Origin of the sequence: Ketobacter sp. GenoA1 (genome assembly GCF_003671475.1) — a bacterium.
Classification (GTDB): Bacteria; Pseudomonadota; Gammaproteobacteria; order Pseudomonadales; family Ketobacteraceae; genus Ketobacter.
Genome location: NZ_RCHM01000045.1, coordinates 449,544 through 466,733 on the forward strand (window position 1 = coordinate 449,544; position 17,190 = coordinate 466,733).

General features: G+C 55.7%; 14 protein-coding genes. 4 read left to right on the forward strand and 10 right to left on the reverse strand.

Going from position 1 to position 17,190, the window contains the following annotated elements:
• Nucleotides 1–29: 29 nt before the first annotated feature.
• Together D9N13_RS22470 and D9N13_RS22475 are read right to left on the reverse strand one after the other, a co-directional pair.
• On the reverse strand, nt 30–722 hold the full coding sequence (locus D9N13_RS22470; protein WP_290594218.1) for a PspA/IM30 family protein: 693 nt from the start codon (nt 720–722) through the stop codon (nt 30–32).
• A gap of 6 nt (nt 723–728) precedes the next feature.
• Nucleotides 729–998, reverse strand: coding sequence for a YiaA/YiaB family inner membrane protein (locus D9N13_RS22475; protein WP_290594219.1), 270 nt, complete (start codon nt 996–998; stop codon nt 729–731).
• Nucleotides 999–1,282: 284 nt separating this feature from the next.
• On the opposite strand from D9N13_RS22475, the gene bfr reads away from it, so the two are divergent.
• Nucleotides 1,283–1,765, forward strand: a complete 483-nt coding sequence (gene bfr, locus D9N13_RS22480; protein WP_290594220.1) for a bacterioferritin — start codon at nt 1,283–1,285, stop codon at nt 1,763–1,765.
• A 39-nt stretch (nt 1,766–1,804) separates the two neighbouring features.
• Here bfr and D9N13_RS22485 read toward each other — a convergent pair whose 3' ends face one another.
• Nucleotides 1,805–3,859, reverse strand: a complete 2,055-nt coding sequence (locus D9N13_RS22485; RefSeq protein WP_290594221.1) for a neutral/alkaline non-lysosomal ceramidase N-terminal domain-containing protein — start codon at nt 3,857–3,859, stop codon at nt 1,805–1,807.
• Nucleotides 3,860–4,042: 183 nt separating this feature from the next.
• Between D9N13_RS22485 and D9N13_RS22490 the strand changes: the two genes are divergently transcribed.
• Complete coding sequence (locus D9N13_RS22490) at nt 4,043–5,533, forward strand: glutamate--cysteine ligase (protein WP_290594222.1); 1,491 nt, start codon at nt 4,043–4,045, stop codon at nt 5,531–5,533.
• Nucleotides 5,530–6,573: a hypothetical protein gene (locus D9N13_RS22495; RefSeq protein WP_290594223.1), complete on the forward strand. Its 1,044-nt coding sequence runs from the start codon at nt 5,530–5,532 to the stop codon at nt 6,571–6,573. The genes D9N13_RS22490 and D9N13_RS22495 overlap by 4 nt, the downstream gene beginning before the upstream one ends.
• Nucleotide 6,574: 1 nt before the next feature.
• On the opposite strand, the gene D9N13_RS22500 is transcribed toward D9N13_RS22495, so the two are convergent.
• Together D9N13_RS22500 and D9N13_RS22505 are read right to left on the reverse strand one after the other, a co-directional pair.
• A complete protein-coding gene (locus D9N13_RS22500) occupies nt 6,575–7,099 on the reverse strand; it encodes a hypothetical protein (protein ID WP_290594224.1) in 525 nt (174 codons plus the stop codon).
• Between the two features lie 182 nt (nt 7,100–7,281).
• Complete coding sequence (locus tag D9N13_RS22505; protein WP_290594225.1) at nt 7,282–8,946, reverse strand: Na/Pi cotransporter family protein; 1,665 nt, start codon at nt 8,944–8,946, stop codon at nt 7,282–7,284.
• Between the two features lie 101 nt (nt 8,947–9,047).
• On the opposite strand from D9N13_RS22505, the gene D9N13_RS22510 reads away from it, so the two are divergent.
• Nucleotides 9,048–9,812 carry a DUF4126 family protein gene (locus D9N13_RS22510; protein WP_290594226.1) on the forward strand — a complete coding sequence of 255 codons (765 nt, stop codon included), beginning with the start codon at nt 9,048–9,050 and terminating at the stop codon, nt 9,810–9,812.
• Nucleotides 9,813–9,820: 8 nt separating this feature from the next.
• Here the strand turns inward: D9N13_RS22510 and D9N13_RS22515 are convergent, their stop codons facing one another.
• The 5 genes from D9N13_RS22515 to D9N13_RS22535 all read right to left on the reverse strand — a co-directional run bounded on the left by D9N13_RS22515 (nt 9,821) and on the right by D9N13_RS22535 (nt 17,085).
• Nucleotides 9,821–12,682: an EAL domain-containing protein gene (locus tag D9N13_RS22515; protein ID WP_290594227.1), complete on the reverse strand. Its 2,862-nt coding sequence runs from the start codon at nt 12,680–12,682 to the stop codon at nt 9,821–9,823.
• Entirely contained in the window at nt 12,679–13,623 is a 945-nt protein-coding gene (locus D9N13_RS22520; RefSeq protein ID WP_290594228.1) for an ABC transporter substrate-binding protein, read from the reverse strand. Before D9N13_RS22520 ends, D9N13_RS22515 begins: the two co-directional genes overlap by 4 nt.
• A gap of 129 nt (nt 13,624–13,752) precedes the next feature.
• Complete coding sequence (locus D9N13_RS22525; RefSeq protein ID WP_290594229.1) at nt 13,753–14,781, reverse strand: hypothetical protein; 1,029 nt, start codon at nt 14,779–14,781, stop codon at nt 13,753–13,755.
• A gap of 124 nt (nt 14,782–14,905) precedes the next feature.
• Nucleotides 14,906–16,618 carry a GGDEF domain-containing response regulator gene (locus D9N13_RS22530; RefSeq protein WP_290594230.1) on the reverse strand — a complete coding sequence of 571 codons (1,713 nt, stop codon included), beginning with the start codon at nt 16,616–16,618 and terminating at the stop codon, nt 14,906–14,908.
• A gap of 26 nt (nt 16,619–16,644) precedes the next feature.
• Entirely contained in the window at nt 16,645–17,085 is a 441-nt protein-coding gene (locus tag D9N13_RS22535) for a response regulator (RefSeq protein WP_290594231.1), read from the reverse strand.
• Nucleotides 17,086–17,190: the final 105 nt, after the last annotated feature.

Consider the following 17,190-nt stretch of genomic DNA (forward strand, 5'->3'; position numbering starts at 1 on the left):
AGCACCGGTCAACACCGGTTACCGATCCGTCAGGCCGCTCGCTGCTTTCGGAGCCGCTCCAACACTTTGTCGGCATCGTGTTCGCTGCTTGCTATACCTGCCTGTTTCAAGCGGGCATCCAGTTGTTCGCCATTGAGCTCTGCGTCAATTTCCCGCAATGCATCATCCATCTCCGCCGCGCGGGTCTGCTGCCCCTTGATCTTGTCCAACGAGCTGGCCATCTCCTGCATGCAGGCCGACAGGCCCCGGGAATGTCCGTTCAGGTTTCCCACAGCCTGCTGCGCGGAACGATTGGCCTTCGCCAACGTCAGCTCCCGTTGGTATTTCTGCATGCTGGTGGCGGCGGTGCGCAACTGCCGTTTCAGATGCGCCTCCTGTTTTTCCAGCTGCGCCACCTGTTGTGTCTGCTGCTGCAGCAAGTGTTCATCTTCCGCTATCAGTTCCGCCACATCCCGCGCCAGCGTCTGGGCCTCCTGGTCCAGTGCCGCGCAGGCCTGACGCTCCTTGTTGCCGATGTTTTCCTGCAGCGCCTGATTGTGCCGTTGCAGTTGCTTTTTTTCCGCCATTACCGTTGCCAGTTGCAGTTTGGCCTGTTGAATGGCCTTCTGCCCATCGCGAATTTCCTGTTCAAAAATGCGGATACTGTTGGCATCCACCAGGTGATGTAACGGCTCTTCGGCTGAGGCTCGAAACAGGGTGTTCAATTTAGTCCATAAACTCATGATGAATTACTCCGCGTATTCCTTGATTAACTGTTTGGTTTTCGCTTCAGAAATCTTGTTAATCAGGCGTTGGTTCTCATGCTCGTCGCGCAGGGTTTTGGAAAGCGTGATGCTGGTGCTGACCAGAAACAGAGCACACAACCCCATGTAGCCTTTCACCAGAAAATCCGTGGGAATGAACAGAATACCCGCAGCGGTGGCGGCCAGCGCCACCACAAACGAGGCTTTGACAAAGAACAGCCAACCTGATGAGTTATCCGTGATGTTATCGATCATGTGCGTTTTCTCCGTTGTTGAAAGCAGCAGGGTCAGCTTGGAACGAAGTATCGCTTTAAACAACCAAAACCCAGAAAGCCTCACCCTGATATCCTTTCGGTATCAAAAATCGATACCAGATTACTATTTAACCTTGCTCAACAGCCGACTCAACACCTGACTCGCCTCCTCTGACTCGCCTCCTGGGAAAGGCGCGGGATTTTTACCCCAGCTTTATTAGGGTTATACTGAGCCACTGATTGAATCCCATCACCAACCTGCTTCACACCCACAAGGGGCCCGGCATGCAAGGCAATCCCAAAATCATCGACGCCCTCAACGGCCTGTTGGCCAGTGAACTGGCGGCCATGGACCAGTACTTTATTCACTCCCGCATGTATCAGGATTGGGGGTTACATAAATTATATGAGCGCATCAGCCATGAATTTGACGATGAAAAAGGCCATGCGGCGGCCCTGATTGAGCGCATGCTGTTTCTTCAGGGCACCCCGGACATGACCCAACGCAAAGGCTTCAAAGTGGGAGCGGATGTGGTTGCCATGCTGGAAAGTGATTTGCGCGTGGAATACGAGGTGGACGCCGAGTTAAAGACGGTCATCGCCCTGTGTGAACAGGAACAGGACTACGTGACCCGTGACATTCTGCTGGGCCTGTTAAAGGATACCGAAGAGGATCACGCTTACTGGCTGGAAATCCAGTTGGGGCTGATCAACAAGGTGGGGCTGGAGAATTACCTGCAATCGCAAATGGAATCCGGCGCGCCCTAATCAAACCAATCGTCACACCAGCCGCCATATCAGCCGCCATCAACGGAAGGCAGAGGAATAAAACACCTGCTGCCCTTCCCGCGCCGCCACCCTGAACCGGAACCAGCGCCCCGGTATGGCAATCTGCGGGTTGTACCAACGCAGGAAATAACGGGCCATGCCGGCATCGGAGGGCCCATCATGAATGATCTGCAGATCCAGCCCCTGATCATCCACCACTGTGTTCTGCGCATCCCGCAACGGTTGAAAATGCTTTCCATCATCGCTGTACTCCACGGCCAGCAGGGGCTCGTGCAAGCGGATGGCACTGACATTCACATCCAGTAACTGCCATTGCCAGTACGGCTCCTGATTGGCGGCGGCGTCCACAAAGTGCGGCGGCATCAGCTGCACCCGCTGGCCCTGGGGCGGCACCGGTGCCGGAAAGTATTGGGCACTGGCCAGGCTGAACTGCCATTGTGACGGCAGCTCGGCATAGCCCGGCTGTTGCAGCATAATACCGGCCAAGGCGGCTGCCTGCCGGGTGAGAAATGGCGTGGTTTGGGGGCCATACAGGGTGTGGCCCCCCTCATACCATTGGGCAGAGTATTCCTCCCCAGTGGTGCTGTAACCGAAAAACCCGTTGGTGTGGCTGCTGATCACCACCTGCTCTACACCTGCCCGAAGTTCCTCTGCTGTACTCTGCACGGCAGCCGCCATGCGATTACCGGCTTCGAAGGTCACCTCAAAAGGCAAGCCAACCACCAGTAATTGATTGATGCGGAACGCACTGATGGCAAGCCGGTGTGGGTAGCGCTCAGGCGCCAGGCCCCAGGCCTGTAGTGCCGACAGCATCCAGCGCTTTTCCCCATGACAGTCGTCATCACCGTCGTCCGGCCAGCCGCGCTGAAACGGCGGCAGATAACTGATGGGAAACACTTCATCGTTTTTCGCCGCGCCCACGGTTGCCGTGCCCACGATGGCCCGCTGACACAGTCCGCCACGCTGCTGCGGCGACAATGCCAGCAAATCCAGTTCACGTTGCGCGCTGGTGAGCTCGACCTGATCGGTTAACTGCGCATCCAGCGTGGTAAAAAGCTGCCAGGCCTGTTCCGCCAATGCCAAGCCGATACGGCGGGTTTCAATCTCGCCGCGCAGCCCGGCCCGGTAGTTGGGATTGTTATCCCCATGATTGGCTTCAAACGGGCCGTGCACCACAGGCCAGGGGGGCTGATAGTGCTGGCGGATATTGGCTTCCAGTTGTCGCTCAAAGATTGCCCAGACGTCACCATGATAAGGGTGTGTAAAAGGCGGTATGCCCGTACCGTGAATGGCAAACGTTGAAAAGGCCCCCATGGGTTGATATTCACCACCCTGGGTCAGACCATCCAGGCGCACCAGGGTGATCCGCGGATTTACCGCCCGCAGTGCGGCGGCGTCGTTCTGCTGCTTGTCCACCACCGTGTCGTTACGCACATAGGCCCCCATGGCTCGATTTTTGGTGGCCCCGTACAGATCCGTGTGACCAATGGCCAGCTTCGCCGGCCGCCGCTGCTGGTAGGCCTGCACCACGGCATCGGCGATCTGCGTTGCCAGAAACTCAAACACCGCCATATCAAACCCCGGCCGGTTGGAACCAAAGGTATTGTAGAAGTCACTGGAGAAATACTGGCCCGGCCCACTGTGGGTGTGGGTGGCATGAATACTCAGGTTGTGTACCGCCACATCGGTCTGGCTTGCCACCAGCTCGGCCACCCGGCGCTGCAGCACCAGCGAGCTGGCCGGCAGGTCCGCCTGTATCACCATCAGCGGCTCGCCATTCACCGGTTTCAGATAAAAAGCCCGAGCCTTGAGTCGATTGCGAAAGCCATCGGCATCCCGTGCCCAGGCGGAATAGCCCATTTTGGGAATGCCCACCGGAGGCGTAATATCGCTGACCCCCACCCCCGCCAGAAACTGCTCATTGGGTTGCGAAGGCAGCGGTGACTGGCGGCTGATCTGAATATCCACCACCGGATACGCCAGCAGCGGCCACACTGCGTGTACCCCGGCGGCCAGCACCAGCAGCAACACCACCAACAGCCCGCAGGCCACTCTTGTTATTGTTTTTTTCATCAGACTGCTGCGCCACCTGTCAAAATATGCACGATAGTACCAACTATTACCCTGCCCTAACAACCGCTCACTCAACCATACTCGTTAAAAAGTGTGCACCAGGTGATGTCAGGCATGGACACATCATGCTAACTGATTCATCTTTAAGAGAAAGCCGTCTGGCACACAAAACATAGGCCGCATATGGGCATCGAGATTCGGCAAGACCATTTCAGCGAGCAAGACTTCGCGCACTTTAACGCCAAGATTCGCGACAACCTGAAAGCGCTGCAGCAGCTGCTGGAGCAACCGGGATTTGGTGTGGGGGAGGATTCTCTGGGTGCCGAACTGGAGTTTTACTTGGTGGATGCCGGGGGCAACCCGGTGCCCTGCAACCAGGCCATTCTCAAAGCCGCCGGCAACCCACAACTGACACCCGAGTTGAATCGGTTCAACCTGGAATACAACCTGCAGCCACAACCCTTCCGTGGCAGGCCGTTTAGCGGGTTCGAGCAGGAGCTGCAAACCGCCATCGACGCCACCAACCGAGTTGCCGAGCCATTGGGCGCGCAGCTGTTGCCCATCGGCATCCTGCCCACCGTAACCTTAAGCCAGTTCGGCGCCCACATGATGACGGATCAACCCCGCTATCGGGCCATGGATAATGCCCTGCGGCGCCTGCGGGGCGCCCCGTTCGAAGTACACATTGATGGCACGCCACCGCTCAATCTGACCTGGGATGATGTCACCCTGGAGGGGGCCAATACCTCGTTCCAGCTGCACTGGCGGCTGAACCCGGAGCACTTTGCCAACAGCTTCAATGCCGTGCAGTTGATCACCCCCATCGCCCTGGCCCTGGCGGCCAACTCGCCGCTGCTGTTCGGTCATGAGCTGTGGCAGGAAACCCGCATTGCGCTGTTCAAGCAATCCATCGATTGCCGGGATGAAAACCATGCCCAGCGCAAATACCCGCCGCGGGTGTATTTTGGTAACGGCTGGCTCAGGCAGGGTGCCCTGGAGTTGTTCGCATCCAGCGTGGCACTGTTTCCACCCATCATGCCCGTGTTGCACGAAGACGATCCGCTGCAGGAGCTGGCGGCGGGCAAGCTCCCCAAGTTGCATGAGCTGAGATTGCACCAGGGCAGCACCTGGCCCTGGAACCGGGCCATCTACGATCACCACGACGGCGGGCACGTGCGCATGGAGGTGCGCGCCCTGCCCGCCGGCCCCAGTTTGCAGGACATGAGTGCCACCGGGGCCTTTCTGCTGGGCAGTGCGCTGGCGTTGCGCGATTCCATGCCCGACCGAATCAACCTTCTGCCATTCAAGTTTGCTGAACACAATTTTTACCGTGCTGCCCAGCATGGACTGGAAGCGACCCTGCTCTGGCCTTCATCCAGCCAGATAAAAGTGGTGGAATATGAGGTACTGGATTTGGCCCAGCGCCTGGTCCCCATGGCCGAGGAGGCATTGCAGCAAGCCGGTATGGAGGCAGCAGAAACAAACCGCCTGATGAACAACATTCGCCAACGGATTGCGGCACGCACCAACGGCGCCCAGTGGCAGTTGACTGTGCTGCACAAACTGCGAGCATCCGGTTTGTCCGCCACAGAGGCCACTCAGCAGATGCTGGAGCGCTATCGCCGGCATTTCAATTCGCACCAACCTGTCAGCCAATGGAGTACTGAATTATGAGCCTGGGAAGCCCGCTGATCCGCTATTGGTACAATCCCACAGCCGATATGGTGGGGGAAACCGTAGAGGCGTTTCTGCAGGAAATGGCAGGCCCCACCCTGATTCACATTCCCGGTGCCAACCGCCAGCGCAAGCGCGCGGTGTGTACCCTGCTGCATGGCAACGAACCGTCGGGCACCCGTGGTATGTTCCGTTTTCTGCAAGAAGGCATACAACCGGCCGTGGACCTGTTGTGCTTTTTTGGTTCGGTGCGCACGGCCCTGCATGAGCCCCCGTTTTTCTATCGCCACCTGCCTCAAGACCGGGATTTAAACCGCTGTTTTAAGGCCCCCTTCGAGAGTGATCAGGGCCGTCTGGCCAAGGCCATCCTGGATATTCTGCAGGAGATGAACCCCGAGGCCCTGGTGGACATTCACAATACCTCCGGCATGGGGCCTTCGTTTGCCGTCTCCATGAAACAGGATGCCCAACACGAAGCCCTCACCAGCCTGTTCACCAAGCGCATGCTGGTCACCGGTTTGCGCCTGGGAGCGCTGTTTGAATACAGCGAGCGTGACGTGCCCACCGTCACCATTGAATGCGGCGGCGCCCAGGACCCCCGCGCCGACGACATCGCCTACGAGGGCCTGGTGCGCTATGCCACCGCCAACGATGTGTTGACGCCGCAGCCAGCGGACTGGCAACTGGAAGTGTTAACCGAACCGGTGCGGCTGGAGCTGCGTGACGATGCCCGAATTACCTACAGCGAAGCGGAAGACGTATACGCGGATATTACCCTGCCGCCCAATGTGGAGCATTACAACTTCGGCCGCATCACCGAGGAAGTACAACTGGGCTGGGTCAAACCGGAGAGTTGGGACAAGCTGGTGATCAACACACCCGCCGGGGTTGATGTTAAAGACAAGATTCTAAAACTGGACGGCAACCGCCTGTACCCGGCACAACCCTTGAAGCTGTTTATGATCACCACCAATGCCAGCATCGCCAAAAGCGATTGCCTGTTCTATGCGGTCACCGACGACGGCAGCCACCTGCAGTGAGTCAGTCGATGGCCCGCGAATCCAGAACCGAAGCCACCTGTGGAGCAGAAGCGGCATCCAGGCCGCGCTCCGGCGCTTCGAACAGCCAGCTGGCCAGCACCACCAAGATCACCAACGCCGCCATGGGCCAGACACTCATGGCACCTTTGGTGGACGGGGTCGGCTGATTCGCGGAGCGACCGGTGCGTACCGGCGACGGGCGCTGAATCCGGCTTGCCGGAGCCCGGTTCACTGCGCTGGGCTCGGCACTGCCGTTCAGGCTGAAGGTTTCGGCCCGCTCTGCCAGCCCTTCTAACGGGACCGGCTTGATCACGCAATCAACACCCGCTTCGCGCAGGGCGGATTGCAATTGAAACGCATCCTTGTGCGCCATCAATTTGCGGGTTGCCGCAGCCTGGTTGCTCAGCAGCAATTCCACTTGTTGCGGCGTCAAGTGCAACTGGCGGATTAAGTTGTTTTGTACTGTGACGGTATCGAATCCTTTCAATACGCCCAGTATCGACAGTCTGAATTTTGGTGCAGGCACCGAGAATCCCCCGAAACTCACATTGGTCTCAAGGGATGAATGCTAAAAACAAATCACAACGGAAACTGTGGACTGCATTCAAATTTGGCAATTAATCGCCATTGAGCAAAACAAAACGGGAACACGCGCACACTTCATTGGCGACCATCGTATACAGACTTAACCACAACGTTTCCCGGCACTCAGTAATCATCCAAATCACCCTCCTGCAATCGCAAAAAACCGATGGCGGTGCACATGTTCTGAGCCGCCGCCCGCAATTCGCGATTCACATTCAACAACGTTGATGTTTCCCGCTCATCGGCGTCCTGGTGCAACCCCTGCACAAACAGCGCATGTTCTGATTCTTCATGATCACGCCGACTGGCTTCCCGCACCCGGGTGAGTTCCTGCCGTAAATGCCCGCTCTGATGGGGGGTCACCAACAGGTTCAACAGCGCGCCGATCTGTTGCTTTTGCAACGCCACCCTGGCCTGATAGAAGGCGGTCAGAGCAGGTTGTTCCCCGTGACGCAACGCCACCAGGTTTTCACGAATATCTTTCATGGCTTTGGCTGCGTAAACGCCATGACGTGCCGCACTCAGGTAGCGATGCAGTTGTTTGACCTGATCCGGTGCCACACTGCCCGCCTGTACCTCACCGCAGAACTCCAGGATTTCTCCTTCCAGCGTTTTGATCTCATCATAACAGTCTTCAAATTTGACCCCACTGGCAAACGCCAAATCAAGACGCCGCTGCAACTCGCCGCCGATACGCAAACTGCCGGTTTCCACCTTCAAATCGCGCAGGCTCAACGCCATCACTTTCAGCAACAGGCACTCCACCTCCTTGGCCACCGCCAGCACCGCTTCACTGACCATATTAGCCGGGACACTCTGAATGTAGGTACGGACCTCTTCCTGGTCACCGGCAAAACAGGTTTCCAAAAATCGGGAAAACGGTTTCACAAAAGGCAACAACAACAGAATACCGATGGCATTGAAGCCACTGTGAAACGCCACCAGACTGTACAGCGGATCCTCCAGCCCCCAATCGCTGATCAGCCCCAACAACAACGGCAGCAACGCGAACGCCAGGCCCGCGGTCACCACATTGATCAGTACATGCGCCAGGGCCAATTGCTTCTTGATGGCGGTGGCACCAATTCCCCCCAGGGCCAGCGTACTGGTAGTACCCAGGTCGGCGCCGATGACCAAAGCCGCAGCCGACGGCAGGTCCACAATGCCGGCGTGCAGCGCACTGAGCGTAATCATCATGGTGGCGGAGCTGGACTGAATCATGGCGGTAAACAGCACCCCCACCAGTAAGTACACAATGGCCGGATAACCCTGCAGAACCGCAACATCCAGCAACCCGGCCACCTGCTCCATGCTGCTTTTCATGGCCCCCAGCCCGAACAACAACATGCCCAGACCCAGCACCAGGCGCCCCCAGGCCAGCCAGGGTTCGCTGCGGGACAACAATACGCACCACAGGGCACCGGCCCCCATACTGGGGAAGGCCAACGCCGCCAGATCCAGCTTGAAGCCCAGTGTGGTCACGATCCAGCCGGTAAAGGTGGTCCCCAGGTTGGCCCCCAGCACTACCCCCACCGCGTTGGCCAGCGGCAGCACGCCGGCCCCCACCAACGCCATCATCATCAATCCCACCATGGAACTGCTTTGCACCAACATGGTGGTGAGGGTACCCCCTAACAGCGAGGTCAATGGATGGCCGGTGGAACGACGCAGAAAACGCCGGAACGAGGCACTGCTGAGGGCCCCCAGCGCCGCTTCAAGTTGCGCCATCCCATAAAGGAACAACCCCAATCCGGCAAAAAATGACAACAATCCCATCGGCAGTGACATGGTTAGGTTAGCGATCCCATTCAGGCTCGGTTAAGGTTAAAATCAGCACACTGGTATAGGCGGCTCGGCCCCCATCGCGATAAATTGTACAAGAGGCACACGTGGAAGAATATCAGGCACTTATCAATACCATTGCGCTGACCATGGGACTGTCCTGGGCCAGCGGCATCAATCTCTATGCCGCCCTGCTGGTGCTGGGTGTGGGCGGTGCCACCGGTAATATCGATTTGCCGCCGGATCTCAGGGCCCTGCAGGACCCTTTGGTGATCATGGCCGCCGGCGCCATGTACGCGGTTGAGTTCTTTGCCGATAAAACTCCGGGGGTGGATTCCGGCTGGGATACCCTGCACACCTTTGTGCGCATTCCGGCGGGGGCCATGCTGGCGGCAGGGGCGGTGGGCGATGTGACACCCACCCTGGAAATCGCCGCCGGCATACTCGGCGGCGGCATGGCGGCCACCTCACACGCCACCAAGGCCGGAACCCGCTTACTGATCAACACCTCTCCGGAACCGGTGACCAATTGGATTGCTTCATTCAGTGAAGACGTGCTGGTACTGGCCGGGCTGTGGGCGGCCCTGAATCATCCGGTCCTGTTCCTGCTGCTGTTGCTGGTGTTCCTCGCCCTGGCAATCTGGCTGCTGCCGAAAATCTTTCGGGCCATCAAACTGATGGCAAGGAAGCTGGGACAATGGCTGGGGTTGGTGGATAAAGACGATACCAGCACACATAGCCTGCCCCAGCAACATTATCTGGAACGCTTAAGTCAGCTGAAGCAGTTGCTCGATCAAGGCGCATTAACCGCGGAAGAATTCGAAACAGAAAAAGCACTGTTGCTGCGTCAGCGCAGCCAGGGTACTGGTTAGGCACAGTTTCAGCGCTGTTGGGCATTGCGGTTGGCTACCCAGGTGTCGTAAAACACCTCCGCCGGCACCGGTTTGTCAAAGTAATAACCCTGGTACTGATAACACCCCTTTTCCTTCAGGAAGTTGAGCTGGTATTCCTCTTCCACACCTTCGGCAATGACATCCAGCTCCATCAAGCGCGCCATGGCGATAATGGTTTCCACGATAACCCGGTCATTCTTATCGCTGCGAATATCACGCACGAAGGCCTGGTCGATCTTGAGTTTATGCAAGGGCAGCTCTCGCAAATAAGACAGCGATGAATAGCCGGTACCAAAATCATCAAGGGCAATATAAAAACCCATGCGGTTAAGCAGGCGCATCTTCTCCACCACCTGATCCAGGTGGTGCAACAACATGCTTTCGGTGATTTCCAACTCCAAATCGTTGGGGCTGATATTGGCTTCCTTGGTAAACGCCTCCACCTTCAACGCAAAATCATCCTGGGAAAACTGCCGGGCACTGATGTTAATTGCCAAACGGTCAAAACTGTCGGGTAGACCCTTTGCCCGCCATTGAGCCATCTGTTGACAGGCTTTGCGCAACACCCAATCACCCAGAGGAATAATCTGACCGCTTTCCTCTGCCGCCCGAATAAACAGATCCGGCCTTACAAACCCCAGAGTGGGTTCTTCCCAGCGCAACAGGACTTCGGCACCAATCAGCTCACTGCGTTCATTAAACTGCGGCTGGAAATACAGAATAAACTGTTCTTCCTCCAATGCGCCCGGCAACAGCATCTGCAACCTGAGATTCTGTTCAATCTGCTGGTGCATTTCCTTGCTGAATATACAAACGGCGCTTCGGCCTTCCTCTTTGGCACGATACATGGCGGCATCCGCCTGCTTCATAATATCGTGGATGGTATCCTGATCCAGTGGATACAGGGCAATGCCGATACTGCAACCAATGTTGAGCTTATGGCCCGAAACATCAAAGGCCTCCGCCAACGCCGACTGCACTTTCAGCGCCACATTGCGTGCCATGGATGCTGCCTTGGACGTATCATCGTTCAGCTCCGGCAGCAGCACCACGAACTCGTCTCCTCCCAGGCGCGCCAATGTATCTTCTTCGCGTATCACCTGGCGCAGACGTTCGGCAATCGCAATCAGCAATCCGTCGCCAATGGGGTGCCCCAAAGAATCATTGATATTTTTGAAATGATCCAGATCGATAAACAACAATGCCCCACAGTGACCATGGCGGATGGCCCGGGCCTGCTCCTGGCTGAGCTGGTCATTAAGCATGCGCCGGTTCGGCAACCGCGTCAGTTCATCATACAACACCTGTTGACGAATGCGTTCCTCTGCCCGCTTACGCTCCGTTATGTCCATCACACCGACAATTCTGCCGGCGTATTGACCGGCAGAATCATACAACGCCGCCGCTTTAATGGTGACATGAATACGGCGACCGGTTCGGGACACAAACTCATAGTCCTGATGCACAACCCTGGTCTGAACCCCTTCAGTTATTGCTTCCTGCAGGCGGGTACGGTTACTGGGGTCGACAAAGTCCAAAATGGACTGACCTACGATGTCCTCTTTTTCATAACCAAGAATATCCGCCAGAGAATCGTTCACCAGCGTTGTATATCCATTCGCATCCAGCACCCAGATGCCTTCCTGGGCCATATCAAACAGCATTCGGTACTTCTCTTCACTGCTGCGTAACGCATCCTCGGTCCGGCGCTGTGATGTGATATCACTGTGGGTGGCAATGAATCGAACAGCGCGGCCATCGGCGTCAAAATCCACCACCTTTCCACGCATCAGAATAAAACGAGCCTCACCGTTGCGGTGGCGAATGCAGTATTCAATGCGGCACAGATCCGACAAACCCTGAATGTGGCGTTGTATCTTACGCTCTACAAACGGCCAGTCATCGGCCATCACCAGGTTCTTCCAATCATCCCAACTGACACTGGAGCCCAGACTGAAACCCATCATGGTTTTGAACTGGGAGGAAAAGTAGGTTTTGCCCGTACGCAGATTCCAGTCCTGAACACCATCTCCAGCACCTTCCAATGCAAACACCCAGCGTTGTTCACTGATCTTGACGTCGTTCAGGCTCTGCATCAGGTTTCGATTCATTCGATTGAGTGCAGACGCCAGCTCGCCTAGCTCCGCAAAGCCCTTGGGGTGAAACACTTCGATTTCCTGACCGGACGCAACCCGGTCGGCTTTGCGGGTCAGCGCCTGCAGGGGCGACAGGACAATCATCTTCAGCACCACCAATAGTGTCGCCAAAACCAGTGCCATGATGCCCCACAGGAACATGAGGTTTTGCCAGACCGTATTACGGATATTGAGATAGGGACGATACAGGCTCCATTCCACGTACAATCCACCCACCGTGTCCGGGCGCAAACCAACATCCTTGAAGCTCATCACCAGGGGATAGTAGGCAAACAGAATATCGTGTTCCGTATTGGTAGTGATCACCGGAGCGCGGTTCTCAATGACGCGACGAAATACGTTTTCATCAAACTGCGGCAGTTGACTCGCAGCGGGTTGATTGAGCACCACGAAACTGGAAGAGTATTTAACGACACCGTCCGATTTGATCACCGCCGACAACCGCACATCATCCAACAGATTCAAGGCCATTACTTCGCGCTCGACACTTTCCAGATCGCCCTGACGGAATTCCTTGTCAAAGCGGGCCTGGGCCACCATCAAAATGGTTTTTAGATTAACCCTGGCTTCCTCGAATGCGTGCTGCTTCAGCACTGCATACTGGTTGAAAGAAAACAGCGCCGACAACAGCATGAAACTGGTGGAGATCACCCCCACCACCACCCAAGCCAGCGAGTGCCTGAAATACCTCAACCGGATACCTCCAGCAGCCAAGACGGCGGGTCACCCGGCAGCGGATCGCCCTCTACCAGCCCCCGGGCCTGCATGATACCCAAAATGCGCTCAAACACCTGGTGATAGGTACTGGGTTGGCCGCTGAACCATTCCCGATTATCTTGCAACGTAGGCAGATACAAACCCTCGAATGCCTGTTGCAACTGATCTCGGTCCAGGCTTAAGCGCTTACTGAAAAAGACCTCCGCCTCACTCTGATTGGTCTGCATGTAGTGACGGGCTTTGAGATAGCCGGCCACCAGTTGCTTGAAGCGCTGGGGGCGGGCCTCAAGGGCGGAACGTCGTGCAACCAGCATATCCACCACCAGATCCGGCGCCTGCCGGGTATCAAACAGCACCTTAGCACCCTGGCGCAGCAAGCGGGTGCGCACCGGCTCAAAGGTCACCACCGCATCCAGCTTCTCTTGTAACAGCGCTTTTTCGTGTTCATCGGGGCTGACGTTGATGATGACCACATCGTCAAATGTCAGCCCCGCCTGATTCAGCGCCTCTGACAGTACGATGGCACCCAGGGCGGTGTTCTCTACCCCCACGCGCATGCCCACCAACGAATCCCGTTTCGGCTGCAGCGTCACTATGGCATCCCCGCCGCGGGAGTAGTCCAACACCAGGATCGGCTCAATGTCGAGCCCTCCCGCCCTCAAACTGATCACTTCATCGAGGGTCAAGGCGGCCGCATCCAGATTGCCGTGAGCCATCGCCCGCATGACTTCCGTGGCAGAAGACAATTGAATGACTTCAATGTCCTGGTGGAAAACACCCAGGTACTGGGCAAGATACAGTGGCTCGTAACCGGGCCATAGGTTAGTTGCCACTTTCAAAGGGCGATTATCATTTGAGCTGCAGCTGACCAGGCTCAGACACAGTACCCAAGCGAGGATGGGTTTCAGGTAGTTCATTGATTCAGAAGGTTTCCCGCATACTTCTCCATTAATATCACTATAGCAACGAAGCGGTTTAGTTGCAGAAAACTTGGGGGTATGGGTGGCGGGGAAACCGCGGGGCCAGAAAACCGGATACAGCCCTGCTTAACGGAAGAAAATCTCGAAAGACACCGTAATGGACGCCACGCCACTGAAGCCTTCTTTGCGGGGAAACGCCAACTCCGGAACCAGGTTCATATATAACCAATCCTTATAAAGATCCCGGCGGTAATCGGCACTGATGAAATAGGTATTGATCCTGGAATGGCTATAGCTGTTACCGTAAACCCCTAAATGATAGGCAATGGCGTCCCGCGGGCTGAGTTCATCGTACAAGCTCCATTTCTGGCCGAACTCCAAGGTGTCATCTTCATCCCGCCAATCAAACAAGGTGGCTGAACGAAACAGCAGATTCTCGCCCACCAGACGCTCAAAAATAAAATCGGTTTCGGCGTGCACGCCGCTGGAATTAAACCATTCCACACCACTGCGCAACTCAAATTCCCACAGCTCCCCCAGTGACGCGAAACGTTTGCCCACCGCCCTCACAAACGGGTCCGGCGGCAGCTTCACCTTAATACCGGCACTTAACTTGGTCTCCCAATCACCGCCCACATCGCCCAGAGTACGCAGCAAACCGGCAAACAGCGATTGTTCCTGCGGCGGCCCCGCTGCCTCGCTGGGAATCGTGCGCTCCTCCAAAGATTGTTCGTTATCCTCCTGGTACGCCAACACCAGGCGATAGCGTTCTTTGGTACCGGGAAGATCCAGCCGGAATTTGTAATCCATCTCCGGCTCCAGGTGCCCCCCCTCAATCCATTTTTGCGACAGCCGCAACCGCAGGTAGGTATTGTTTTCCTCAATCACGTACTGTTCGCCGGCAAAATACGCATCCATGCGCTCTCCCATCAATGACACGGCAGAGGAAATGGAGCGCCTGGAACTCAACAGATAGCGCACGCTTCTGTCCACGTAACCAGGCTCCACATAGGGCACGTATTGGTCTTTCAACTGGGGATAGTCGTGAAATGGATCAGAATTCAGCTCCGCAGGGTCCAGGGCAAAGCTGTTGGATGGGGGGTGGGGAATCGCCACCTGCCCCGGCTCCGGTTCAGCCACCGAGACTGTGGACATAGCCAGCAAAGGTGCTGAACCCGGGTATTCCGCAGCCTGGCTATTGCACAATATCAGCAGGGTAAGGCAGAGTCCCAATGTGCGACCCCGGTACGATGACCTGGGCAACCATCGGCAGGACAGATTAATCATCCAAGGGTCTGGGTTTCTCGATTCCGTAGCCCTGGGCATAGTCCACACCCAACTCCCGCAGACGCATTTCAATTTCGCTGTTTTCCACAAACTCCGCCACTGTTTTCAAACCGGCAGAGTGTGCAATTGCGTTGCAGGCGCTGACAATGGCCAGATCCATTGCGTCATCCAACATATTACGTACAAACCCACCGTCAATTTTCAAAACATCCACCGGAATCGCCTTGAGATAAGCAAAGGAACTCATGCCCACGCCGAAATCGTCCAGCGCAAACAGAAAACCCAATTCGCGAATTTCAGCAATAAAAACCGACGCAGATTCAATATTGGAAATGGCAGTGGTTTCGGTAATCTCAAAACAGATGCAATTTGCCGGTATGCTATAACGGGTTTTGCATTCCTTGACAAAATCGAAAAACACTTCGTCATTGAGGGAGGATCCGGATAAATTGATAAAATACAGTCCGGCCTGATGTTCATTGTCATGCTGCACCGCAGGCGGCACGTTCTTCTGTGCCTTTAAGCTGTTCTGAACATAGGCAAACGCATGATTGATAACCCAACGGTCAATCAGCGTCATCAGGTTAAAACGCTCTGCGGCAGGAATGAATAACCCGGGCGGCACGATACGCTCACCGTCTTTCATGCGCACCAGAAACTCATAATGACACACCGGCTCTGACAACCCGACAATGGCTTGCTTGTACAACACAAACTGGTCGTTATCCAGGGCCTGACGAATGCGCGATGCCCAATGCATCTGATCCCGCCGTTGCGTCAGATCCTCATCATTCAGATCGTATACCTGAATGTAACTGCGCCCTTTGTCCTTGGCTGCAAAGCAGGCCATATCGGCGCTGGCCAGCAATTCTTCCACGGTGCTACTACTGGCGTTGATTTGCACCACCCCGACACAGGATGACACCGTAAACGTTTGCTCATGCCATAAAAAACGGTGCTGCTTGATGGCTTCATGGATACGGCCGGCCATGGCGATGGCTTCCTGCAACGTGCAGTCCATCAACAATACACCGAATTCGTCCCCACCCATGCGTGAGATGTAATCCGCTTCCCCGAGGATGGATTTTATCAACACACCGATTTGCTTGAGCAACTCATCCCCGGCCAGATGGCCGCAGGTATCATTGATGATTTTGAACTGGTCCAGATCCACGTACACCAACGCATGCTCCACGCCATGATTCAGGGCCGACGTCAATGCTTGCTCCAGGTGAACCTTGAATTGCTCGCGATTGATCAGATCCGTGAGTACATCATGATTGGCCAGATACGCTACTTTTTTTTCCGCGGCCCGGTGAGCGGATCGCTGTTGCGCTTCTCTCAGCTCGCGCTCCACAACCGGCACCAGCCGCGCCAGGTTGTCCTTCATGATGTAATCCTGCGCACCGGATTTCATCGAATTGACCGCCACATCATCACTGATGGCACCGGATACCACAATAACCGGCGTTTCCGGTTGAACCGCCTTGGTAATTTTTAGCGCTTCGGATGAGGTGAAGGAGGGCATGTTGTGATCGGTTACCACCAGATCCCAATCCTGTCGATTCAGGCTGGCCTTGAGGCCTTGAGCATTCTCAACCCGTTCAAATTCGCAGCGCAAACCGCCTCGGCGCAGCTCACGGATCAATAGCAGTGCGTCGTCTTCGGAATCATCTGCGATAAGCACTTTGAGGAAGCGTTCCAAATCATCCCCCTGGACGATGTTTTTTATTAGTATAGAGCGGGAACGCGGTTTACACCCAACCAGTACTGGCCAAGTAACTTAACCTGGGACACAAACTCGTCAAAATCCACCGGTTTGTTGATGTAGCTGTTAACACCAATGTCGTAGCCGGCCTTCATATCCTGCACTTCATCGGATGAAGTCAACAAAACCACAGGCAGCCTTTTGGTGCGCTCATCCTGTCTGATTTTGCGTAAAACTTCCAACCCATCCAGTTTCGGCAGCTTCAAATCCAGAAACACCACTTTCGGCAACAACCGGATATCACGCCCCTGAAACTTGCCCTGGCCAAAAATATAATCCAGCGCCTCCTGCCCATCCCGTGTTACCACGACATCGTTGGGCACATCCGTCTTTTTAAGCGCACGCAAGGCTAGCAGCTCGTCGTCCGCATTGTCTTCAACTAGTAGAATAGTCATATTACTCATAACGGCCAATTCCGATAGCAACTACCAGAATACGAAATCAATTCAGTCAAAATATAATCTGGGACAGACCAAGTCAACGAGTTTAGATCGGCTTTCAAACACAAT

Coding starts and splice junctions, on each gene's coding strand:
- D9N13_RS22475 (WP_290594219.1), bottom strand. CDS start 998: ATGATCGATAACATCACGGATAACTCATCAGGTTGGCTGTTCTTTGTC.
- D9N13_RS22535 (WP_290594231.1), bottom strand. CDS start 17,085: ATGAGTAATATGACTATTCTACTAGTTGAAGACAATGCGGACGACGAG.
- D9N13_RS22495 (WP_290594223.1), top strand. CDS start 5,530: ATGAGCCTGGGAAGCCCGCTGATCCGCTATTGGTACAATCCCACAGCC.
- D9N13_RS22520 (WP_290594228.1), bottom strand. CDS start 13,623: ATGAACTACCTGAAACCCATCCTCGCTTGGGTACTGTGTCTGAGCCTG.
- D9N13_RS22505 (WP_290594225.1), bottom strand. CDS start 8,946: ATGTCACTGCCGATGGGATTGTTGTCATTTTTTGCCGGATTGGGGTTG.
- D9N13_RS22490 (WP_290594222.1), top strand. CDS start 4,043: ATGGGCATCGAGATTCGGCAAGACCATTTCAGCGAGCAAGACTTCGCG.
- D9N13_RS22485 (WP_290594221.1), bottom strand. CDS start 3,859: ATGAAAAAAACAATAACAAGAGTGGCCTGCGGGCTGTTGGTGGTGTTG.
- bfr (WP_290594220.1), top strand. CDS start 1,283: ATGCAAGGCAATCCCAAAATCATCGACGCCCTCAACGGCCTGTTGGCC.
- D9N13_RS22470 (WP_290594218.1), bottom strand. CDS start 722: ATGAGTTTATGGACTAAATTGAACACCCTGTTTCGAGCCTCAGCCGAA.
- D9N13_RS22525 (WP_290594229.1), bottom strand. CDS start 14,781: ATGTCCACAGTCTCGGTGGCTGAACCGGAGCCGGGGCAGGTGGCGATT.